Raw genomic sequence first — 22801 nt, 5'->3', positions numbered from 1 at the left:
CTAAAATTTATATATACTTTCTAAACACTTTACATAGAAACCATTTTGACTATTAAGTTATCCTTACATATAATGCCTTTAAAATTATTACTTGCTTAAGTTTCACATTATGAATCCTATAACTGAAAGGAGCTAGATTATGGATAATAAATTATTAAAATTACCAGAAGAAACTTTTGGAGAATATATAAAAAGAATACGTGAACTTCGTGGATATTCTCAACGAAAACTTTCAACACTAAGTTCACTAAGTAATACTACAATTTGTAGAATTGAAAAAGGAACAAACGGTGGCATTGAAAACCCAGATGCTGAAACTATAGCTAAGTTAGCTGAAGGCTTAAAACTAAATAAAGAAACACTATTAATTGCAGCAGGTTATCTTGAAAAAAAAGATACTAAAGAGGCAAATGATATCAAAGAATATATAAGAATTGCCCTCCAAAAATTAGGATGGATAAATTCATATAAAGATATAAATGAAGAAACTATTACATATGTAGAATTCTTACTAAAAAAATATGGCAATAGATATAAACAAATTCCTTAATGCCATGTATCAAGGAATTTGTTTACATTTTACTTGTTTATTCTAATATATTCTATTATTTTTTCTTCTCTTTCATTTTCTAAATCCATTAGTTCAATTAAGTTTTTCTTTAATTCTGGATTAACTCTTAATATATTTTTAATCATATTTTCTTCAATATCATTAAACTTGAAAGTCATATTTTTAAATTTAAGCCAATTCAATTTTTCAAAAGTATTTTTTAAATTTTTATACTCAGAAAAGCTTGTACTATCCTCCATTCTATTTTTAATAGACCTTTGCAAAATAGAAATGGAATATTCTTTTATGTATTTACCACTAAATATTGATTTTTCCATATAACTTACTGTTTCTCCTACTTCACTATTTGAAAGCATTGCCACGGCTTTATTAATCCCTTGCTTATCATCTAAGCTTAAGAAATCAAATTTTTTTTTGACATATTATCTTTTCCTCCTCGTTGTATATAAAGAAACCTTCTCAATAGTTAATTTATACAAGTACCTTAAACTTTGAAACAGGCATAAATTTAATTTTGATACGGAGACTTTATAGTTCTTACATATAAATATTAACACTTATAATCTAAATTTAACGTCTCTTTTATGACAACTAAATTCAATAAATATTACAAAAATATGACCCATTACTCCATAAATAAAACAGCTGGTACGCTACATTCCAGCTGTTTTATATTCAAATAGGATTACTCAGCAAGTAATTTTTATATACACATTTTTCATCGCAATATATTTCTATTGAACCAATAACATCACGATTCAAATCACGATTTTTTATATTATCCGATAAAATTATCTTTTTTAAGCAGTGTTCATCTTTACGCAAAGGAATATAAATATCACATGGTGAGTAAAGTTTAACTTTTCTATTACTATTAGAAGTAATCTTTTCACCTACCTTTTCACCCTTTGAAGCTACTTTTCTATATTCATAGTTTTTCTTAACATACTCATATATCCTTTTAGTTTCTTTCCATCTAGGCGTGCAATTTAACACAACAAATATAACATCATGACCATTCATTTTTACAGATGTAACAAGGCATTTTCCAGCCTTTCCAGTGTATCCTGTTTTTACTCCATTTGCACCCGGTATCTGATATAATATTTTGTTTATATTATGATAACTTCTAGTAAAACCATATCTATCGGCGGGCACATCTTTAGAACTTACAATTTCATTAAATAATTTATTCTCTTTTGCAACTGAAGTTATAAAAGCCAGTTCATATGCTGTGCAATAATGAAAATCTCTGTCAAGTCCATGTGGTGTTTCAAAATGACTATTAAACATTCCAATTTCACAGGCATATTCATTCATAAGCTCTGCAAATCCTTCTACACTGCCTCCTATACCTTCCGCAATACAGATAGCAGCATCATTGCCAGAACGCAGCATAAGTCCAAATAGAAGTTCCCTTAAGGTTATTTCTTCTCCTGCTCTATATCCTACTTTTGATCCCCTTATTGATGCTGCCCTTTTAGATACTGTAAATTTCTTATTTAAATCACCATATTTAATTGCAACTAAAGAAGTCATTATTTTAGTAGTACTTGCCATTGGAACTATCATATCTGCATTTTTATCATACAATATCATTTTCGTTTTACTATCCATAGCCACAGCACATCTAGCATCTATATTAAGTTTATCTGCTTTTACGTTAACAATTGGACTAAGAAAGCATATAATTAATGCTAAAGCTGTAACTCTACAAATTTTCACATAAATCACCTTACTTTTTATAAGTATTAATTATAGATTTTCTAAAGTTAAACTAACTGCATTATATTGTCTAACTGGAAATCCTATGTTTGCACTTAATTATTTTGTCCCTCTTATAATTTAAATATTCCTTTCCTTATAAAAAGCATATATATGGTTAAAATATATAATATTATCCTTATCGGGAGGCATATTATGTATCTAATAATTATTCTTATCATACTAATTCTTATTCCCTTTCCTGTAAAAGTATCTTTTTTATACTTTGAAGGCAAATATTCAATTTTTGTTTATAAGAAAAAATTAAAATTCAGAGTTAGTAGAACTGAAAGAAAGGTTGCATATTACTTTGACACATTAACTTACATTAATAAGAATAAAAATAAATTTCTAAAATACTCTTCAAAGTTTAAGTTCAGTTTAGGATTTGGAATTGCTGATGATGCCGCATGCACTGCAATTATCTTTGGATTTATGAATTGTCTTAATTCTTTTTTTTATAACTTATTTAGTACCTTTTTTAAAATAAAAAATTTCAATTACAAAGTACTTCCCTACTTTCAAAAAGATATATTCAAAATTGAATTTGAAAGTATAATTTGGGTAAGTATAGCAAAAACTATCTACAATTTGATAATTTTATTTTATTTAAAATTTAAGTTGCATATAAAACTCAAAAATAAAGGGAGTGTACATAATGGATAATAATCCTATTGAAAATTTAATGAAAACCACTATGGAAAATATCAAAGGAATGATTGATGTAAATACTATCGTAGGGGAGCCAATTAAAAATACAGATGGAAGCTTAATATTACCTATTTCAAAAGTATCTTTTGGTTTTGCATCAGGAGGAAGCGAATTTAAAGATTCATGTTCATCGTCTGGTCCTGATAAAAACTATCCATTTGGCGGAGGTTCAGGTGCAGGAGTCTCTTTAAAGCCTATAGCTTTTCTTGTTATAAAAGAAGATTCATCAGTAAGACTTCTTCCTTTAAATGCAGAAAACACCTATGAAAAAATAGTTGACTTAGTTCCACAGGTTTTAGAAATGGTTAAAAATTTTTCATGTAAATGCAAAAAAGGTGAAAAGCAAAATGCTGAAAAGGAGAAGAAAGATAGTGAAAAGAAACAAGATTCAGAAGATAATAAAGAAGAAGATTAAAATTTTTTAGTCATAAAAATTTTTTTCCTATTTTACTCAAAAGTCAAAGCTGTTAATTATAACGTCAAAAGTGCCTATTTTTAAAGGCGCTTTTGACATACATAATTAATTTGCTTTATTTATATCATAAGAATTTAACTTTTTCACAGTAATTCAGCATCCTTTTTATAGCATCCTCATCTAATTTACTCCACTCAAAATCTAATTTATTTAAAATAGCATTGGTTCTCTCATTAACAGTTATAAATCTTGTTGAACTATTATCGTCAAGAAGTCCAAAATTAACTTTAATATTATCAACATACTCTCTTAATTCATCACTCTCACCTTTTAAGGAAATACATGATAAAAATTCATTCATATCCTTAAGCTTTATATTTTTGTATTTTGTATTTAAGAGAGTTACTAAATTACTAGTACTGATTTTTTTAGGATTTATTATATGAAACACTTGATTCTTCAAATCGCACTTATTAAAAATGAGAATAATTGCTTTAGATAACTGATCTACATAAGAGAAATCAAAAATGTCTCCTTTTATATTGGGTACACACTTAAGCCTTACAAAAGCCTTTATATTTTTATAAAAAGCATTTTCTTTTATGTTTTCCTGAAACAAGCCAGTTCCATAATTAAACATAACATTACCTAATCTAAATATTTTAATATTCAAGGAATTCTCACTTGCTTTTTTAACTAGTTTTTCAGCTTCTAATTTCGAGCGTACATACACATTATTACTTTTTTGTCCTATATCAATATCGGATTCAGAAAACATAACCAATTTATTATTTGGTATGCTTCCACTTGCAACACTCATAGTGGATATTTGATTAAAATCTTTTTTTAAACCTGCCATCGCAAAATCAAGCAGTCTTTTTGTACCTAAAACATTTATATCATAAAAGTCTTCATATTTACCATAATGCTTTACATTTGCAGCAGAATTTATTATGCAATCTATCTCTGATAAATATTTTTTATAGATTTCTACATTTAATCCTAATTTGTCCTTTGATATGTCTCCACACAAAATATTAATTCTATGTCTATATTTATGATAAAATTCTTGTCCAAAATAGAAATCAGTCTTTTGCATAATCCTTTCTTCAGCTGCTTCAATACTTTTTCCCCTTAATAATAAGTGTACTTTACTATCTGTATTAATCATAATTTCTTTTAAAATATTTACACCAACATATCCAGTAGCTCCTGTAAGTAAAATATTTTTATAAGATACTTCTTTATTCAAGTTAACCTTTTTATATTTTTCTATATCATGTATATAACGATCATACTCAACTTTTATTTCATGTGGTATTTCATTTTCAAATCCTGTAGTTGCTGCTATTTCACCTTTAGCTGCAACATAAAATTTGCTTTTAATATTTAAAGCTAATTCTCTTATTGTTGGATATTCAAATATATCATTTATAACAATACTAAATTCCCTTGATAATTTTGAAACTACCGAGATAGCCTTTAGAGAATTACCTCCTATTTCAAAAAAATCATCATTTATGCCTATAGTACTTAGACCTAACACATCCTGCCATGTTTCCATTATATTTTTTTCTATTTTGTTTCTTGGAGGCTCATATTCCACTCCCATGTTAATTTTTTCTTCTGGATTTGGCAGTGCTTTTCTATCTACCTTACCATTTGGTGTTAAAGGCATGCTGTCTAGCTTTACAAAATACGATGGCAGCATATACTCTGGAAGAAAGTTCTTTAATTCTTTTCTTAGTTCACCTACACTATATTCTTTTTCTCCAAGGTAATAAGCACATAAGTAATTATTCTCATTTTCACATTTCTCTAATACTACCGCTGCATTTATCCCCTCTATTCTTAATAAATTATTTTCTATTTCTTGAAGCTCTATTCTAAAGCCATTAATTTTCACTTGATAATCAATTCTTCCCATAAAGTATATATTGCCATCTGGGAGCCATTTTGCAAAGTCACCTGTTTTGTATATTTTTTCTCCTTTTACATAAGGATTTTCTATGAATTTTTCTTTTGTAAGGTCTTCTCTATTTAGATATCCTCTCGAAATTCCATCTCCGCCTACACATAGTTCTCCCGGCACGCCTATTGGAAGTAAATTGTTATTCTTGTCCATTATATAAGCTGTTGAATTAGATATCGGAACTCCTATAGGTACTACTTTATTTTCATCCCAATCTTCCTTAATTTCATATACCGTTGAAATTACTGTGTTTTCTGTTGGTCCATATCCATTTACAAGCTTTAAATTTTTATATATTCTCTTTATTTTGCTTACCTTTTTACTTGACAGTACATCCCCACCTACCATCAAATATCTTAGATTTTTAAATATTTCTACGTTATTGTCACAATATTGATTAAATAGTGGAGTTGGCATAACCATTATTGTTATTTTATTATGATTAATGTAATTCTCTAATTCAATATCACTAATCGTTAAAACTTTATTCTCCAAATGCAGTGCTGCTCCGTTAAGCAGTGCGACCCAAATTTGAAATACTGAAGTATCAAATGATAAAGAACCACATTGAAGAACCTTATCATTTTCCTTAATTTCAATATAATCAGGATTATTAACAAGCTTTACTAAATTTCTGTTCTCAACACATACACCTTTAGGGTTTCCAGTTGAACCTGAGGTATAAATTACATATACTAAATCCCTCGGTGTATTGATATTTTCAAGGTTTTCTTTGCTCCCCTTAAATATCTCCTCACTTTTTAAATCTATTAATTGTACATTTATTTTTTCTAAATTAATCTTTTCTAACTGATGTTTTTTAATTAAAAGTAGTTTACTGCGGCTATCTTTAATCATATAATTTATTCTTGTTTCAGGGTATTCTTCATCTATTGGTAAATATGCTGCTCCACTTTTTATAATTGCAAGCATAGCAATTATTGTATCCACGCTTCTATCACACAATATTGGAATAATATCTTCTTTAACTACACCTTTTTTTACTAATATATTGCCAAGCTGATTTGCTCTTTCATTTAATTCTTTATAAGTTAAACGTTCTCCATTTGATACAAGGGCAGTTTTATCTTTAAACCTTTCAGCTATTTCTTCAAATAATTCTTTTATTGTTATATTCTCTGCATATTCTCTTTTTGTATTGTTAAAATTATTTAATATAATGCTTTTCTCTCTTTTAGATAAAATATCAATTTCACTAATAGAACAACTAAAATCTTTAGTTACCTCTGATAAAATATTAATATAATGATTAGCAAAGTTTTCCATGAACTTCTTACTATATACCGACTTTTTGTACTCCAATTCACCAAAAGTATATTCCTTATTTTCTTTAAGTATCATAGAAACATCAAATTTTGCTGTCTCACTTTTTAAATTATACATAGATATTTCTGTATCTTTAAAACTTAAATTATCAATATTTAAATTTTGAAATGAAAAAGTAATATTAAACAATGATGTATCATTTATGTTTAATTTCTCAATTAAGTTCTTAAGGTCATACTCTTGATTTTCAAATGCATTCAGTGAGTTAGATTTTACCTCACTCAAAACCTCCTTAAAACTCATATTTCCACTTATATTGCTCCTTAGTGGAAGCATATTTACAAACATACCAACTGTATCCTTAATATCTTCATTGGTTCTTCCTGATACTGGTGTCCCTATAATTAAATCTTCTTGGCCGGTATATTTGTATAATAATACATAATATGCTGATATATAGAACATAAATTTTGTTATGCCTAAATTATTCAAAGTTTTATTTATTTTAGAAGTAAGCTTTTTATCTATTTTGAATTTTATGGTATTTCCTTTAAAATCTTTGTTCAAAACTTTTTTTCCATTTAAGCAAACATTCATTTCAAAAGGTTTTCCTTTAAATTCGTTAAGCCAATAATTTTCTTGTTCTTTTAGCAAATTCTTCTCATACATATTATTTACCCAGTTCGAATAATCTTTATATTGAATTCTTAATTCATTAAGTTTTTCTTCATTATATAATTCTGATAATTCTTTCATTATTATTCCTACAGAAACACCATCAGAAATTATATGATGCATATCAATTATTAATACGAAGGCATCTAAAAATTCAATAATGAAAGCTCTAATAAGTGGACTTTTACTTAAATCAAATGGTTTTATAAACTTTTTAGCTTGAAATTTATTTTTATCGAATTTCATACCAGCATATATATATTTAGTTTTAAAGTCTGCTACTGCATGTATCTTTTGAAATATATCTCCATCAATTACATGAAAACTTGTTCTTAAAGCTTCATGTCTATTTATTAACTTACAGATTGATTTCTCAAAACGATACCTATCAAAGTTACCCTTTATAACATACACTAGAGGTATATTATAATTTGTGCTGTTTACATTAGTTTGGTTTACAGCATATAACCTTTTTTGTACCGGTGATGCCTCATAATAATCTGCTTTATTAGCTTTTTTAATTTGTTTAAAACCTGCTATTCCATCTGAAATGTTACCTTTTAAGTATTCTGCTAACTCTTCTATTGAAGGCTTATTAAATATATCTGTAACAACAATTTTATATTTTAATTCTTTATGAATTTTAGAAACTAATCTTATAGCTGTTAATGAGTTCCCTCCTAGTTCAAAGAAATTATCTTTTACAGATACTTTTTTTATATTAAGTACCTTGCACCAAATATTCTCAAGTTTTTGTTCCATCTCATTTCTAGGTTCTATAAACTCAGCATCACTTTGTGCTGATAAATCAGGTATAGGAAGTGCTTTTCTATCAACCTTACCATTAGAGTTAACAGGCATACTTTCAAGCTGCATTATGTGTGAGGGAATCATATGACCTGGAATTTCTTTCTTTAAAAAATCCCTTATTTCTTTTGAAGATACTTTTTCCTTGCTTACAACATATGCGCATAAATACTTATTTCCATCTTTATCCTTTTGGGCCGCAACAACTGCTTCTTTTAGTTTTGAATACTTTAATAATTTTGCTTCTATTTCTTGAAGCTCTATTCTAAAACCATTAATTTTTACTTGATAGTCCATTCTACCTATAAAATGTATGTTCCCATCTGGAAGCCATTTTGCAAAATCACCGGTTTTATATATTTTTTCTCCTTTTACATAAGGATTTTCTATGAATTTTTCTTTTGTAAGATCTTTTCTATTTAGATATCCTCTTGAAATCCCATCTCCACCTACACACAGCTCTCCAGCTACACCTATTGGAAGCAAATTGTTATTCTTATCCATTATATAAGCTGTTGAATTAGATATCGGAACTCCTATAGGTACTGATCTATTTTCATCCCAGTCCTCCTTAACTTCATATGCCGTCGAAACTACTGTATTTTCTGTTGGTCCATATATATTCATAATCTTTAAATTTTTATATGTTTTTTTTATTCTACTTACCTTCTTGCTTGATAAAACATCTCCACCTGCCATCAAATATTTTAGATTTTTAAATATTCCTATATTGATATCACAATATTGATTAAATAGAGGAGTTGGCATAAGCATTACTGTAATTTTATTATGACTAATGTAATTTTCTAATTCAATATCACTAATTGTTAAAAGTTTATTTTCCAAATGAAGTGCTGCTCCATTAAGCAGTGCAATCCATATTTGAAATACTGAAGCATCAAAGGATAAAGAACCGGATTGAAGAACTCTATCATTTTCATTAATTTCAATACAATCAGGATTATTAACAAGTTTCACTAAATTTTTATTTTCAACGCATACACCTTTAGGATTTCCAGTCGAGCCTGAAGTATAAATTACATATACTAAATCCTTTGGTGTATTAATATTTTTAAGGTTTTCTTTGCTTTCCTTAAATATATCAGCACTTTTTAAATCTATTAACTGTACACTTGTTCTTTCTAAATTAATCTTCTTTAACTGATGTTTTTTAATTAAAAGCAGTTTACTTCGGCTATCTTTAATCATATAATTTATTCTTGCCTCAGGGTAATCTTCATCTATTGGCAAATATGCTGCTCCACTTTTTATAATTGCCAGCATGCCAACTATTGTATCCACACTTCTATCACACAATATTGGAATTATATCTTCTTTGACTACACCATTTTTTATAAGTGTCCTACCAAGCTGATTTGCCCTTTCATTTAATTCTTTGTAAGTTAAATATTCACCATTCGATACAACAGCAGTTCTATTTTGAAATCTTTTAGCTATATCTTCAAATAGTTCTTTTACCGTTTTATTCTCCGCATATTCTCTTTTTGTATTGTTAAATTTATTTAAAATAATGTTTTTTTCTTCTTCAGAAACCACCTGTATCTGAGAGATTTTCATATTAGGATTATTAATAATCTGTATCGCAATAACCTCCATACCTTTAAGCATTTGAGTTATTTGCTGTTCAGTATAATCCTCTATTCTATAATGAATTTCTAATTGAATATTTTCCTTTCTTTTTAATTTTTTAATAAAAATATGTAGTGGAATATTTGCATGCTCTTGAGCAAGTATTTCATTATAAGTATACATATTGTTAGATGCTTCTAAATTATAGCTATCAAGTACATAATAATTTACACAAAATTTAAATAAGGAATCAAATCCCTTTCTCTTTAACTCTAAATCCTGGACTAATAAATCATATGGATATTTCTGATTATGGTAGCAGCTTTTAAGCTCCATATTTAAATAATCCAAAAATTCATTAAAAGTAATATTATCTTTTATATTTATTCTTAAAGGCATGGTTCCTGTAAACATACCTATAGTATTTTTTTGGCGTTCACTATCCCTATTAAAACAAGCAACAGCTAGTGTTATATCGTTATCATTTAATATTCTACTCATATATATACTTGAAATAGAAATAAAGAATTTGTTTAAAGATATGTTTTTATCATTTAAAAATTTTTCAAGTCCCTTTTGCATATTTTGACTTAAAGTAAACGATTTTATTCTAGACTTTGTACTTTTAGGATTTACATATAAAGAATTTTCATTTAAATTTGAGAATTTTTCATTCCAGAATTGCTTATTTTCTTTAAATTCTTTAGAACTTAAATATTTATTTTCATCATATATGAAATCTATATATGAATTTTCAACATTAGAATTTACAACTTTATTACTGCATAGCTGGTTATATATATTACAAAATTGTTTGATTAATAAATTACAAGACATACCATCAAAAATAAGATGATGTATAAAAAAGCATATTCCCATATTTTCATCATTAATTTTATAAATAAAAAACTTAAATAGCAATTCATTTTGCCTATATAAAGTTTTTCTACCTTCATTTATACAAAATTCATCAAGCTGCTTTTCAGCATTATTCTTGTACATTGTAAAATCTAAAAAAGGTACGTTAATAAATTTATATTCTTCTACATATTCATATAACTTTCCATCTTCCTCATAAAACTTCAATCTAAAGGAATCATTTTTTTTAATAATTAAATTTATTGTCTTTTCTAATAAATGAATATCTAGGTTGCCGCCAATATAAATTTTAGACACAATATTATGCATTGATGTACCTGGAAACAATATTTCATTGTACCAAATTCTCTTTTGTGGATGTGTTATTTCAAACTTTTTATTAATGCTATTCATAAAAATACCCCCTAATATGTTAGTTTACATATATACTACACTTTAAATAAAAATATAGTTGCAACATTTTTCTTTTAAATGTAATTTTTAAATTTTATTAACATATTAGATTATAAGCTGCTCTTTATCATACTAATAACTATTTTTTCATCAATACCATTTTTAAATGAAATAGAATATGATAGCTCTCCATTTTTCCATGTTGCTGAATTAACTATTTTATTTTTGCTCTCTTCTAGGTTTACGCTAATTTTATTTATTTTACATACATTTTCAACTCCAGATGTATTAGAAACATCTCCTGTATTTCCAATATCTTTCCCTGCTCTAAAATTAATTGTATCTTTACCATTGATATATTCTACTTCAATCATGTTATCTTCTATAACATATATTTTATTTAAATCAAATCCATCAGGTATTTCTTTTATATAATTTATGTTTAAGTTTACCTCCCTTTCAGCTTCTTCCAGAGTTTTGTACTCTTTTATCTGGTTTCCACAAGCAACTGAGGGAAACTTGCCTTGTTTATCATTTTCTTTATTATTATTTTCTTCCTTATTTGCTTTAACATTTTTGTTATTATTATTTACTCTATTATTGATATTACTATTGTCATCACTCTTATTATCTGAAATGCTATTTTCCTTATACTTTAAAGGATCACTTTTCTTATAATTTTTATTATCACTAACATATTTATTTGCATCTTTTTGCCTTTTAGACATATCATAACTTTGGCTATTTTTATTTTCTATACTATATCTTTTGTAATTATTATATGATTTACCTGATTGCCTATTTTGTGAATTTTTATTTGTATTATGTACATATTTCTGCTTTAAACTATGCCTATTATGTTTAAATAATTTAAGATTATTATTTACAACATTTAAACTTAACGCTAGTGTAAAAAAACTTACAGCAATAATTAGTATATTTCTTGTAAGTACTTTATGATTTTTTATTTGTGAATTTGTATTTTTAATTTGTAAATTTGCACTTAACACATTGTGGAGTATTCTCTTTTTCATATCTTCATTTATACTAATCTTATCCAATGCTCTTTTATAATTATTACTCAAAATCATACTCCTCCCTTAACTTCTTCTTTAATATCTTTCTTGCTCTACTAAGCAATGAACGTACTGTTGAATTTTTTTTATGTACTATAGCTGCAATTTCTACCGTAGTGTAATCCTCATAATAATATAAATAAATAATTTCCCTGTATTTTAGTGGAAGCTCCATGACTTTATTAAGAACATTATTATCTTTATATTCATCGTAATATGGAATTTCAGTTAATTCCACATGCTTTTTAAACCACGCAGATTTTAATTTGTTTTTGCAAATATTTCTTGCAACGCAAATAAGCCAACTTTTTTTATGATTATTATTTTCAAATATTTGTATATTTTTAAGCAATTGGATAAAAACCTCTTGTACTACATCCTCTGCATCATAAATATTTTTCATATATGAATATGCAAGTCTCAATAACATATTCCCATAATGATCCAAATCCTGTGAGATAATTTCATTTGTACTTAATGAAATCTCATTCATTATAAAACTCATCCTTCCGTCCTGCAGTACAAAACACTATAAAGTCCCTAAATGATTTATATTGAATTTTTTAATTATTAATAAGTACCTTTAATTTATTCAAACTCCGTTTTTTTCCACTGAAACTAAATACAACATACTATTTATTTTTCAGGCTGCATAATTTACAAGCTTATCATTTCTACTTAACTTAATGCTTTGACCATCTACATTTCTTTAAATATTTAAACTTTAAGTTCAAGTACATTTTGAACTTCTTCAACATTATTAAATTATCCTATAAAATTTTCTAAATATAATACAACTTAACCTAAAAAAATGTTGCACAAAATTATATATTTCTTATAATTTTATCAAGTGTTTTTTAATTCTTTAGTGTTTCAACTTAAACTACCTAAATCACTATTATTTCCTATCAATTTTATGCAAATAAAAACGGCTATGCAAAAACATAACCGCTTTTATTGATATAATTAACTTTTTCTAATTTTCCTCAGCAGAATCCTTTTCTACTTCCTCTTTGATCTCCGTTTCATCTATGTCTTTTAAAAATTTTTCCATAGACGGCAGGTCTTCTATATTCTCCATATTAAAGCTTTTCAAAAATTCATCTGTAGTTTCATATAATATAGGTCTTCCTGGTACATCTAACCTTCCGCATTCTTTTATAAGCTTCTTTTCTTGAAGTGTTAAAATAGCTCTATCGCTTTTAACTCCTCTTATTTCGTCTACATCTATTCTCGTTATAGGTTGTTTATATGCAATAATTGCAAGAGCTTCAAGAGCTGCTTGAGAAAGTGCCTGTCTTGTATTTGTCTTTAATAATTTTCGTACATATTCACTATTTTCATTTTTAGTAACAAGCTGATACGAATCATTTACGTTTATTAATTTTATACCTCTTGAATCATCGTTATACTTAACTATCATATCATTTATTATATTAAGTGTCTTTCTTGTACTGCACTCAATTATAGAAGCTATTTGCTTTAATTTAAGCGGCTCCCCACTTACAAACAAAAGAGATTCAATTATAGATTCATAAAAGACTTCCTTTGAAGTTTCATTCATCTCCATCTGCTTTTCTTTAATTTTGCTCAAGTACTTTCATCCCTTCTATATATATATCTTTAAAATTATTTTTCTGGTATGCTTTTACATCCTTAAGTTTTATTAATTCTAAAAGTGCCAAAAAAGTAACTACTATTTCAATTTTACTAGAACACTCTTTAACTAAGCTGGAGAAATACACTTCTTTTTTTAATTTTACACTTTCACTTATTTGATCCATCTTATCTTCAATTTTATAAGTATCGGGCGATATTTTATCTGAAAGATTATCACCTATATTCAGCTTACTTGTATACATCTCCATTAACTTTTCAAATAACTTGTACATATCAAGAAGAGTTTTTCCCTTAAGAATATCTTTATCAAATTCCCCTTCTAAATTGTCGTCAATTATTTCCGGTTTTTTGGAAAATACCTCTCCATAATCTTTTTCACGTTCTTTTAAAAACTCAGCTGCTAATTTAAACTTTTTATACTCTACTAATTTAGAAACGAGTTCCTGTGTAGGATCCTTTTCTTCATCTTCTTCCTCATCTTCTTTGTTTTTAGGTAAAAGATATTTCGATTTTATTTCTATTAAAGTAGCCGCCATAACTATAAATTCAGAGGTTACCTCAAGATCCATTTCCTTCATCTCATTTAAATACTGTATATATTGATTGGTTATATCAAATATTTTTATTTCGTAAATATTCATTTTATTCTTTTTTATAAGATGAAGAAGAAGGTCAAAAGGTCCCTCAAAATTATCTATGCTTATATTCAGCGTCATATAAAATCTCTCCCATATTTTTCTCTGCGAAATCACTTAAATCAAAATTCATGAGCATATTTACGTTTTTTCTTAAAATAAATTGTTTAATCAATCCTACTACTTTTCCATCTATTTTAATTAATTTCTTTATTTCGCTGCCACTTATTTTTAAATTACATTTCAATATATTATTTACATAATTGTATATTTTATACTTTATATCATCATTCCATGAAAAAAGAATAAGCTCATAATCACTCATACCTCTAAGTATATTATATATATCATAATTTGTTTTTGCATGCAATAATCCTACCTCTACTTCATTTTTCTTCAAAACAAACTCTCTAATTGGATTTATAAGCTCCTTACTAAAAAAAGAATTTTTAAGTATAATAGTATTTAGTTTCTTATCTTTAGAGCAGTAAATCAAATTTAAAAAATTCATATAGGGATTTTTGCTGCAATTACAGAGTATATTCTTACTTCCAAGCTTCTCATAATCAATATTAAAAATTCCATACTTATGACAGGTCTTTAACATTTCGATCCAGTTTTTCTCACAACAAATTAAATACAATTCTTTTACGTACCTATCATAACTTATAGAATCAAATATATTATTGCTAATAAGCTTTTTTATTACATCCTCTTCTTTAATCTTAAAACCATATCTAATACCATATCTAATGGCTCTAAAAATTCGTGTAGGATCTTCATTATATGAATTTTTATGTACAGATTTTATAGTCTTCTCATTTATATGTTTTATCCCATTATGCAAATCTATAATTTTCTCTTTAGCAAGATCATAGGCTAAAGCATTGATTGTAAAGTCCCTTCTATATAAATCATCTTCAATAGATGAAGGTTTAATAACTGGAAGCATTCCATCATTTAAGTAGATTTCACTCCTGCACCTTATTAAATCTATAACTATTCCATTATTAAAATGAAGCGTTGAAGTTTGAAACTTTTCATAATAAACGTACTTTTTCAAAGTTTTCAAAGCTTTTATAACCTCCAGGGGATTTTCCTCAATACACAAATCAATATCTCTAGTTTTCAAATTTAATATTGAATCTCTAACAGCGCCACCAACTATATATACTTTTATTTTTTTGGCTTTGCATATATGCTTTATTTCATCTAAAACACTTATTTGATTTTCATCAAGTATCCTAAACACATCCACCAAAATGCATCCTTCCATCTATAAAAAAATAAACTGTAATTCCAATAGAAATGGCTTTACAGTTTATTTTATCATACTCTATATTGCATTATCAAATATACGTTCTAAATCATGTTTGAAATTATCAAAAAATCCTCCTAGTTTTATATCTCTGTCACAATATATTTTAACTCTACCAGCAAATTTGCCATTTACATAGTACTCAGAGTATCCAATAATCGTTCCCATTTTAAGTTCCTTAGTTTTCTTATTTATTTTATAACAGCATCTATTAGTTATAGTGCTTTTATCTCCTCTTGGGACAACTACAGATAAATCATCTTCTGCTTTTATTAAAAAGAATTTATCACCTTTCTTATTCAAAGGGACCTTTTTTACAACACTATTCTTTGAAACAATCTTTTTGGAAGTAAATTTTGAAAAACCATAATTCATTAACATAGAAGCATCTTTATTTCTTATTTTATACGTAGGAGCTCCCATTATTATGGCAAGCATTCTAACGTTATCTTTACATGCTGTTGCACTTATACAGTACTTTGCTTCATCTGTAAATCCTGTTTTCAATCCATCACAGCCTTTGAAAAACCTTACCAATTTGTTGTGATTTACAAGACCTATAGGACTTTTTCTTCCTTCACTTATAGTCTCCATATACGTTCCTGTATACTTTAAAATTTTAGGATGTTTTAAAAGCTCACGTGACATAAGCGAAATATCATAAGCCGTTGTCATATGTCCAGCAACATTTAGTCCTGTGCAGTTTTTAAAAGTAGTATCCTTCATTCCAAGTTCCTGTGCCCTTTTATTCATCATGTTTACAAAATTTGCTTCGCTGCCGCCAAGATACTCTGACATCGCAACCGCTGCATCATTTCCTGAAGCTATGGCTATTCCTTTTAAAAGTTCCTCTACAGTTCTAACTTCTCCTGTATCTAAAAGCATAGAACTTCCGCCCATTTTTTTTGCATTCTCACTTACTGTAACCTTGTCTGAAAGTCTAATCTTTCCACTGTCCACAGCTTCCATGGTAAGTAACATTGTCATTATCTTAGTTACTGAAGCAGGTGCAAACTTTTCATGAGAATTTTTCTCATAAATAACTGTTCCAGTTGATGGTTCAAGTAGTATAGCAGACTTACCATCAACATTAATACCTGAAGTATCATTTGGCACTTCATTTTTAGCATTATTTTTAGGCTCAAATGCCATTACATTAGTTGGTAAAAACACACTTTGAAGAAATATAAATAGCAGAGCTACCGCCCCTATCGTAATTCCCCTTTTTTTCATTTATGTATCATCCTCTCTAACAATATCAGTTTACAGATTTATTTTTACCATATTGTCAGAAATTATCACATAAATGAAAAATTTTTTTCTTTTATAGTTTTTCTAGTATTGTTGTTACAAGTTTAGTAAACTTTTCTTTAACCATATTTGAAGTTTCCATTACTTCTCTGTGATCAAGAGGTTTATCAAGTATTCCAGCTGCCATATTAGTTATACATGATATACCTATAACTTTAATTTTACAGTGATTTGCTGCTATAACCTCTGGCACTGTAGACATTCCAACAGCATCACCGCCTAAAGTCCTTATCATTCTAATTTCAGCTGGTGTTTCATAATTAGGTCCTGACATCATAAAGTAAGTTCCAGAAACCACATCAATATCAGCTTCATCTGCTGCCTTCCTAGATAATTCTAAAAGTTCCTTGTCATAGGCATTAGACATATCTGGAAATCTCGTTCCCATCTCATCACAATTTTTACCTATTAACGGATTTATACCTGCAAAATTTATATGATCCTTTATAATCATTAAATCACCAGGTTTAAATGCAGTATTTACTCCACCAGCTGCATTTGTAACTATAAGAGATTCAACACCTATGCTTTTCATTATATAAATAGGCAATGCAAGGTCTTCCATTTTATTTCCCTCATAATAATGAAATCTTCCCTGCATCATAACTACATATTTTCCATTAAGCTTTCCAAACACAAATTGACCTGCATGACCTTTAACTGTGGATGTTGGAAGATTTGGAACATCCTTGTATTTTATAACAACCTTTTCACTTACCTTGTCTGCAAGCTCTCCTAGTCCAGAGCCCAATATTATAGCAATACGAGGTTCTCCTTTTATTCTAGCTTTAATAAAATTTGAACTTTCTTCTATTGTTTTTATATCCATATTAATTCTCTCCTTTATCTTGCAATTAAATCTTTAAAACTTTTACCTTCTAAATTATTTCTCATCATTTATTATGTACTTTTATATGTTTAAGGCTATGTAAATAAATTAGGCTCTAGGATGTGTTTTCTTATAAACTTCAACAATTCTAGTTTTTTTACACATCCCAGAATAAATTTGAGTAGTAGACATATCACTATGCCCTAAAAGTTCCTGTATTGTTTTTATATCTGCTCCATTTTGAAGCAAATGAACCGCAAAAGAATGTCTTAAAGTATATGCATTAATCTTCTTTTTTATGTTGGATTCTTTTGCATAATGCTTAACTATTTTCCAGAACCCTTGGCGTGTCATTTTATCTCCCTTTAAATTAAAAAACAAATAATCTAAATTTTGAATGTTGAACTTTGTCCTTATTTTTAAATACGTTTCAAGACGTTTAACTGCATAAGATCCCATTGGAATTATTCTCTCTTTATTTTTTATGCCCTTGCACTTTATGTATGATAATTTTAAATTCACATCATAAATAGTCAAATTTAAAAGTTCAGTAACCTTCATACCGGTGGCATACATTATTTCAAGCATAGCCCTATCTCTTATGCCCTTATCGGAACTTTCATCCGGTTCATTTAATAATCTTTCAACTTCTTCAATAGTAAGTACTTCTGGAAAATCTCTTTTTATTTTTGGGACTTCATATTGAACAACAGGATTATCTTCCTTTATGCCTTTTACCTCGAGATACTTAAAGAAATTTCTTATAGAAACTATATTTCTTACAATGGAACTATTAGCACGTCCACTTTTTTGAAGATGCTGTACATATGCCATTATAGTAATTACATCAACCTCTTTAATTTTTTCCGATCTCTCCTTCAAGAAATCATCAAATCTCTTTATATCTCTCTGATAAGCATCAATAGTATTTACACTGAGATTTTTTTCTTTCATTTCACAGAAATATTGTTCAATTAAATTATTCATATATAAGTCTCCTACTCCTTTTAATTATAACCTTCACAAATTCTAAAATAATATATATATTTTATTATAAATTGCTTACTATAATTAAATATATTATATACAAAATAACTGTTACTATTAATATTCTTTTTCTCAACAATGTAAGTTATAATTTTGTCTGCAATTTCCGGAAGCAGTATGCCAAAAATTATAAGTATTAGAAAACACTTTAAAAATTTTATTATAAATAAAGTTACTTCCTTATTCATATCAAAAAAGACTTCCCCAAAATTGTATTGATGCGAGTTTAATTATATTTGGCGTACAATATGTTTCAAATAAAAAGCCTATTCCCATAAATATAGTTACACAAACAAATATTAAAGAATATGAACCTATTTTAGTAAATATTCTGCTCTTTATACCATCGTTAAACCCATACTTTATAAGACCTATGGAAAATTCCATAGAAATAACCGAAACAAATACAATACACGGTATATAAATCAAATTCTGAGGTAAAACGCCCAAAAACGCCATTGTAATTCCCTTTATTCCGAGATTGTTAACAAAAAATGTTATTGTAAATCCAAGACTAAATCCTTTTAATACATCAATGATCAAAATCACAGGTATGCCTATCATGGTAAGTCCCAAAAACCAAATTGCTAATATTAATGGTATATTGTTTTTTAATGTCTCAAATAAAATTCCATTATAATTCATAGAAACATTACTTTTGCTCTTCGTAAAACTCAAAATATAACTCATCAAGTCACTTTTTTCATAGCCTGTCATGTATTTAACTGTATAAACACCTATTACAAAACCTATTCCAATACTTAAAGAACTTATAATGTAAAGCCAAAATTTCTGCCTTACATGATTTCCTATCATCTCAGCTATATTTAATTTCATGCACCTCACCCTTTCATCCATATCATTTTAATAAATAATATGCCATTAAAAAAAGGTTTATGCACAATTTATATTTAAATAAAACCCTACGTTCTCCTACACATAAGTATATAAATAAATTTTACTATTGAAATCCTCATTTGTAAATGCACATTTTATTCACATAATTTACCCCTAGACTCAAGGTACTATTGAGTTAAATCATAATTTTGTACATTATTCTCTTAAAAGAAGCTATTACTTTTTATATTTAAGTAATTCCATTTAAATATATCCTTAAGCAACTTACTACTTTATTTTTGGTTTTTTATTTATATTATCTTTTATTTTATTTTCTAGTTCATCTGCCTTACCTGAAATTCTAATACAGGCAATAACACTAAGCAAGGAAATTAATACAAATACGCTGCATACTATAACTACTATTTTTACCAACATAAATATATCACCACTTGTCAATAATCCTATCTTAAGTATTCCCTTTAAATATTTTTCCCATAATATGAACTTATAATCATTTTAATTTGTTTTTAATAAGCATTTTATATTATATCACAATTTTTGCATAATATTTCTACCAATATGTATATGTATTAATTCAAATTGAAAAGATATAATATATGTTCACTTCATTCCCACAATTTATCATCGCCTTTATTCTATGCGAAGTAACAGTATTTTAAGAACGATTTAAATAAAACTCAATAATACTTTGCCCAAAATAATGAAAAGACTTAGTAATTTTAATTTGTCTGAGCTTCTTCTCAGCGAGTTATTAAAATTTCTTAGTATTTTCATTATTTTGGGCTTAGTATTATGAATTTTATTTAATGTTCTAAAATACTATTACTTCGCATTATTTACTTGCTATTTCTTTAGCTACATCAGTTTCAATTGTTTTAGCCACAAAATCAACTATCTCTTTTATTTGAGCCCTTGATAAATGGTCTCCATATTTATTATCCAATTTATCTAGTAAATCAGTTATTTTATCCTCTGCAAAATCCTCTGGATGAAGTTTGGCTAATTGAATCAAGAATTGCTTACACTCATTATAATTTGCATCACCCATTTTGCTTTTTATAAAAGTGAGCCCAGCCTTTGCTTTTTTAACTGCTACTGGTACTATAAGTCCTACAATTATTCCTAAACCGCCATAAATTAGATTTGTATAATTATCCATTATTATTTTACCTCTTTATTCATAATTTTTAGTATAATAAAAAAGCTGCTTACAAATTATATATAAGCAACTTTATAACCAATTGTTCCTATTCAATAAACTTAGCAATGTTACATTTCTCGCACTATAATTCCTGCATTTATAACAGCATTTAATTGATTATCACTGCTAGATTCCATTATTGCTATTGTATTGAGATAGCTAACCTGTGTATATTGTCCAAATAAGTATTATAAAATAAATACTCCATATTCATGTTTATACTTTAACTTCAAAAATAGACTTCCTACATTCTAACTATGAATGAAGAAAGTCTATTGATATTATTTTTAAAATTAACACATATATTTAAGGACTCACCTTGTAACATAAAAGCAAACTTTTCCTAAAATATTGCTACCACTAGTCTATGATACTTTATTTTTAAGTCTTAATTTATCATCAATCATTGCAATGAATTCTGAATTTGTAGGTTTACCCTTGCCATTGTTTATAGTATAAAACCCACTAAAATCAACCATTCCACCGTTTATTATATATTTTCAAAAATTATATATCGTTCAATATTCATTGGTTTATATATATAATAATAGTTATTAATTACATATATATTATACCCTATTTTTTTATTATGCAATACCCCAAAATTAAAAGAAAGAAAAAAAGGGATACAACAGAGTAATTTAATATCCTATCGTATCCCGCAAATCTATTTACCCACTATTTTTTCTAACATAATTACTTTCTTATTCAATGTAATAATTCAATAAATTATGTCAATTTAATCAATACTTATTGTGAATCTCAAATCACAGTATGTCTGAAATTTTTGCAATATTCAAGTAATATAAGAAATCTACATCTATTTCTTATAGGTTATCCTATTAAGATAATTACAATAAGAAGCAATTAAATACATCATTTAACATTTATTCCTATAAGTTGTACACTTTGTTTGTATTTAAAATACAAATAATCGAATTTTAGGAGGATTTAAAATGAAAAACTTAAAATTAAAAACTTTATCTTTAGGAATTGTATCTAGTATCTTAATTTCTTCTAGCGCTTTTGCTGCTACTAATAATACAAAACAAATAAACACAACTTCTACTAAAGTAACTACACAAGCACCATCTAAGAATGCTACATTGTTAAAACTTCGTGATTCATGGGATAGTAGAGACGCTTCTAAAATACTTGGCAGTGGTGGATATATTGAATTAGGTGATGAAGGAACAGCTGTTCTACAAGTTCAATATCGTCTACAATCTGCTGGTTTTTTACCTCTTATTTATACTAGTGTTGATGGTATATTTGGACAAGAAACATACAATGCTGTTAGAAATTTTCAATCACACTATGGTTTAAGGATTGACGGTATTGTTGGCTGGGCAACATGGAATGAATTATTAAAACATTAAAGTTTGTGTAATATAAATTCACATGATCTAAAAACCTAAACGAAGCTCAAGATTATTTATTTAATCCTGAGTTTCATTTCTATAATGTTTCTCTGTACTTGATCTAAAATTTTTCATAATGCACTGTTCCAATATAAATTGTTGAAAACCTTCAGCAAAAGTTCTATCATTCACTTTAGTTTTCATATTTATTTTTTAAATACTACGCACCTCTACACACCTATAGATGTGAGTAGCTTTTTATGTATTTAAAATAGTCCATTCTAGTTAATCAAAGCCTTTAAAATACCCCTATTTATTCATAGCTTCTTCAACTGCAACGGCAACACTTGCTCCAACCATTGGGTTGTTACCCATTCCGATTAATCCCATCATTTCAACGTTGGATTTACTTTTTACTGTTGAACCCACATAAATACTTAATTAATATAAAATCAATACAAAAAATAAAAAAGAGTAT

At 27.3% G+C, this 22801-nt stretch carries 19 protein-coding genes and 2 pseudogenes; 4 read left to right on the top strand and 17 right to left on the bottom strand.

Features of this window, described 5'->3' with window-relative positions; genetic code table 11:
• Positions 1–139: 139 nt before the first annotated feature.
• A complete protein-coding gene (locus BEE63_RS18875; protein ID WP_066022858.1) occupies positions 140–550 on the top strand; it encodes a helix-turn-helix domain-containing protein in 411 nt (136 codons plus the stop codon).
• A 29-nt stretch (positions 551–579) separates the two neighbouring features.
• Here the strand turns inward: BEE63_RS18875 and BEE63_RS18870 are convergent, their stop codons facing one another.
• Together BEE63_RS18870 and BEE63_RS18865 are read right to left on the bottom strand one after the other, a co-directional pair.
• Positions 580–927 carry a hypothetical protein gene (locus BEE63_RS18870; protein WP_066023294.1) on the bottom strand — a complete coding sequence of 116 codons (348 nt, stop codon included), beginning with the start codon at positions 925–927 and terminating at the stop codon, positions 580–582.
• Between the two features lie 319 nt (positions 928–1246).
• Positions 1247–2296, bottom strand: coding sequence for a D-alanyl-D-alanine carboxypeptidase family protein (locus tag BEE63_RS18865; RefSeq protein ID WP_066022857.1), 1050 nt, complete (start codon positions 2294–2296; stop codon positions 1247–1249).
• 153 nt (positions 2297–2449) lie between these two features.
• Here BEE63_RS18865 and BEE63_RS18860 point away from each other — a divergent pair, with 153 nt between their 5' ends.
• Both BEE63_RS18860 and ytfJ read left to right on the top strand, forming a co-directional pair.
• A complete protein-coding gene (locus BEE63_RS18860) occupies positions 2450–3001 on the top strand; it encodes a DUF2953 domain-containing protein (RefSeq protein WP_242874865.1) in 552 nt (183 codons plus the stop codon).
• A complete protein-coding gene (gene ytfJ, locus BEE63_RS18855) occupies positions 2994–3461 on the top strand; it encodes a GerW family sporulation protein (RefSeq protein WP_066022855.1) in 468 nt (155 codons plus the stop codon). The genes BEE63_RS18860 and ytfJ overlap by 8 nt, the downstream gene beginning before the upstream one ends.
• A gap of 124 nt (positions 3462–3585) precedes the next feature.
• Here the strand turns inward: ytfJ and BEE63_RS18850 are convergent, their stop codons facing one another.
• From BEE63_RS18850 to BEE63_RS21455, 13 genes and pseudogenes are all read right to left on the bottom strand, one after another.
• Positions 3586–11064, bottom strand: coding sequence for a non-ribosomal peptide synthetase (locus BEE63_RS18850; RefSeq protein WP_066022854.1), 7479 nt, complete (start codon positions 11062–11064; stop codon positions 3586–3588).
• Between the two features lie 110 nt (positions 11065–11174).
• Positions 11175–12149, bottom strand: a complete 975-nt coding sequence (locus BEE63_RS18845; RefSeq protein WP_081312612.1) for a hypothetical protein — start codon at positions 12147–12149, stop codon at positions 11175–11177.
• On the bottom strand, positions 12142–12633 hold the full coding sequence (locus BEE63_RS18840) for a sigma-70 family RNA polymerase sigma factor (protein ID WP_066022852.1): 492 nt from the start codon (positions 12631–12633) through the stop codon (positions 12142–12144). The genes BEE63_RS18845 and BEE63_RS18840 overlap by 8 nt, the downstream gene beginning before the upstream one ends.
• 483 nt (positions 12634–13116) lie before the next feature.
• On the bottom strand, positions 13117–13734 hold the full coding sequence (gene scpB / locus BEE63_RS18835; protein WP_066022851.1) for an SMC-Scp complex subunit ScpB: 618 nt from the start codon (positions 13732–13734) through the stop codon (positions 13117–13119).
• Complete coding sequence (locus BEE63_RS18830; protein ID WP_066022850.1) at positions 13721–14476, bottom strand: segregation/condensation protein A; 756 nt, start codon at positions 14474–14476, stop codon at positions 13721–13723. The genes scpB and BEE63_RS18830 overlap by 14 nt, the downstream gene beginning before the upstream one ends.
• On the bottom strand, positions 14451–15653 hold the full coding sequence (locus BEE63_RS18825) for a CCA tRNA nucleotidyltransferase (protein WP_066022849.1): 1203 nt from the start codon (positions 15651–15653) through the stop codon (positions 14451–14453). Before BEE63_RS18825 ends, BEE63_RS18830 begins: the two co-directional genes overlap by 26 nt.
• Positions 15654–15731: 78 nt before the next feature.
• Positions 15732–16946: a D-alanyl-D-alanine carboxypeptidase family protein gene (locus BEE63_RS18820; RefSeq protein WP_066022848.1), complete on the bottom strand. Its 1215-nt coding sequence runs from the start codon at positions 16944–16946 to the stop codon at positions 15732–15734.
• Positions 16947–17037: 91 nt separating this feature from the next.
• Positions 17038–17853 carry a purine-nucleoside phosphorylase gene (locus tag BEE63_RS18815; RefSeq protein ID WP_066022847.1) on the bottom strand — a complete coding sequence of 272 codons (816 nt, stop codon included), beginning with the start codon at positions 17851–17853 and terminating at the stop codon, positions 17038–17040.
• Positions 17854–17961: 108 nt separating this feature from the next.
• The gene (gene xerD / locus BEE63_RS18810; RefSeq protein WP_066022846.1) at positions 17962–18840 is read right to left on the bottom strand and encodes a site-specific tyrosine recombinase XerD; all 879 of its coding nucleotides are present in this window, start codon (positions 18838–18840) and stop codon (positions 17962–17964) included.
• Between the two features lie 249 nt (positions 18841–19089).
• Positions 19090–19737: a stage II sporulation protein M gene (gene spoIIM, locus BEE63_RS18800; RefSeq protein ID WP_066022844.1), complete on the bottom strand. Its 648-nt coding sequence runs from the start codon at positions 19735–19737 to the stop codon at positions 19090–19092.
• 288 nt (positions 19738–20025) lie between these two features.
• Complete coding sequence (locus BEE63_RS21815; protein WP_157797124.1) at positions 20026–20175, bottom strand: hypothetical protein; 150 nt, start codon at positions 20173–20175, stop codon at positions 20026–20028.
• A gap of 418 nt (positions 20176–20593) precedes the next feature.
• Positions 20594–20920: a hypothetical protein gene (locus BEE63_RS18795; protein WP_066022843.1), complete on the bottom strand. Its 327-nt coding sequence runs from the start codon at positions 20918–20920 to the stop codon at positions 20594–20596.
• A gap of 407 nt (positions 20921–21327) precedes the next feature.
• Positions 21328–21420, bottom strand: a pseudogene (locus tag BEE63_RS21455) (sporulation transcription factor Spo0A); the annotation flags it as partial.
• 498 nt (positions 21421–21918) lie between these two features.
• Between BEE63_RS21455 and BEE63_RS18790 the strand changes: the two are divergent.
• Positions 21919–22341 (top strand): peptidoglycan-binding domain-containing protein, encoded by a 423-nt coding sequence (locus tag BEE63_RS18790; RefSeq protein WP_066022842.1) that lies wholly within the window; start codon positions 21919–21921, stop codon positions 22339–22341.
• A gap of 60 nt (positions 22342–22401) precedes the next feature.
• Here the strand turns inward: BEE63_RS18790 and BEE63_RS22360 are convergent, their stop codons facing one another.
• Together BEE63_RS22360 and BEE63_RS21450 are read right to left on the bottom strand one after the other, a co-directional pair.
• On the bottom strand, positions 22402–22527 hold the full coding sequence (locus BEE63_RS22360; protein ID WP_278327525.1) for a hypothetical protein: 126 nt from the start codon (positions 22525–22527) through the stop codon (positions 22402–22404).
• Positions 22528–22632: 105 nt separating this feature from the next.
• Positions 22633–22728: pseudogene (locus BEE63_RS21450) on the bottom strand (GGGtGRT protein); the annotation flags it as partial.
• Positions 22729–22801: the final 73 nt, after the last annotated feature.

Source organism: Clostridium pasteurianum (genome assembly GCF_001705235.1).
GTDB classification, from domain to species: domain Bacteria; phylum Bacillota; class Clostridia; order Clostridiales; family Clostridiaceae; genus Clostridium_S; species Clostridium_S pasteurianum_A.
This window is presented reverse-complemented; position numbering and strand designations above follow the sequence as displayed.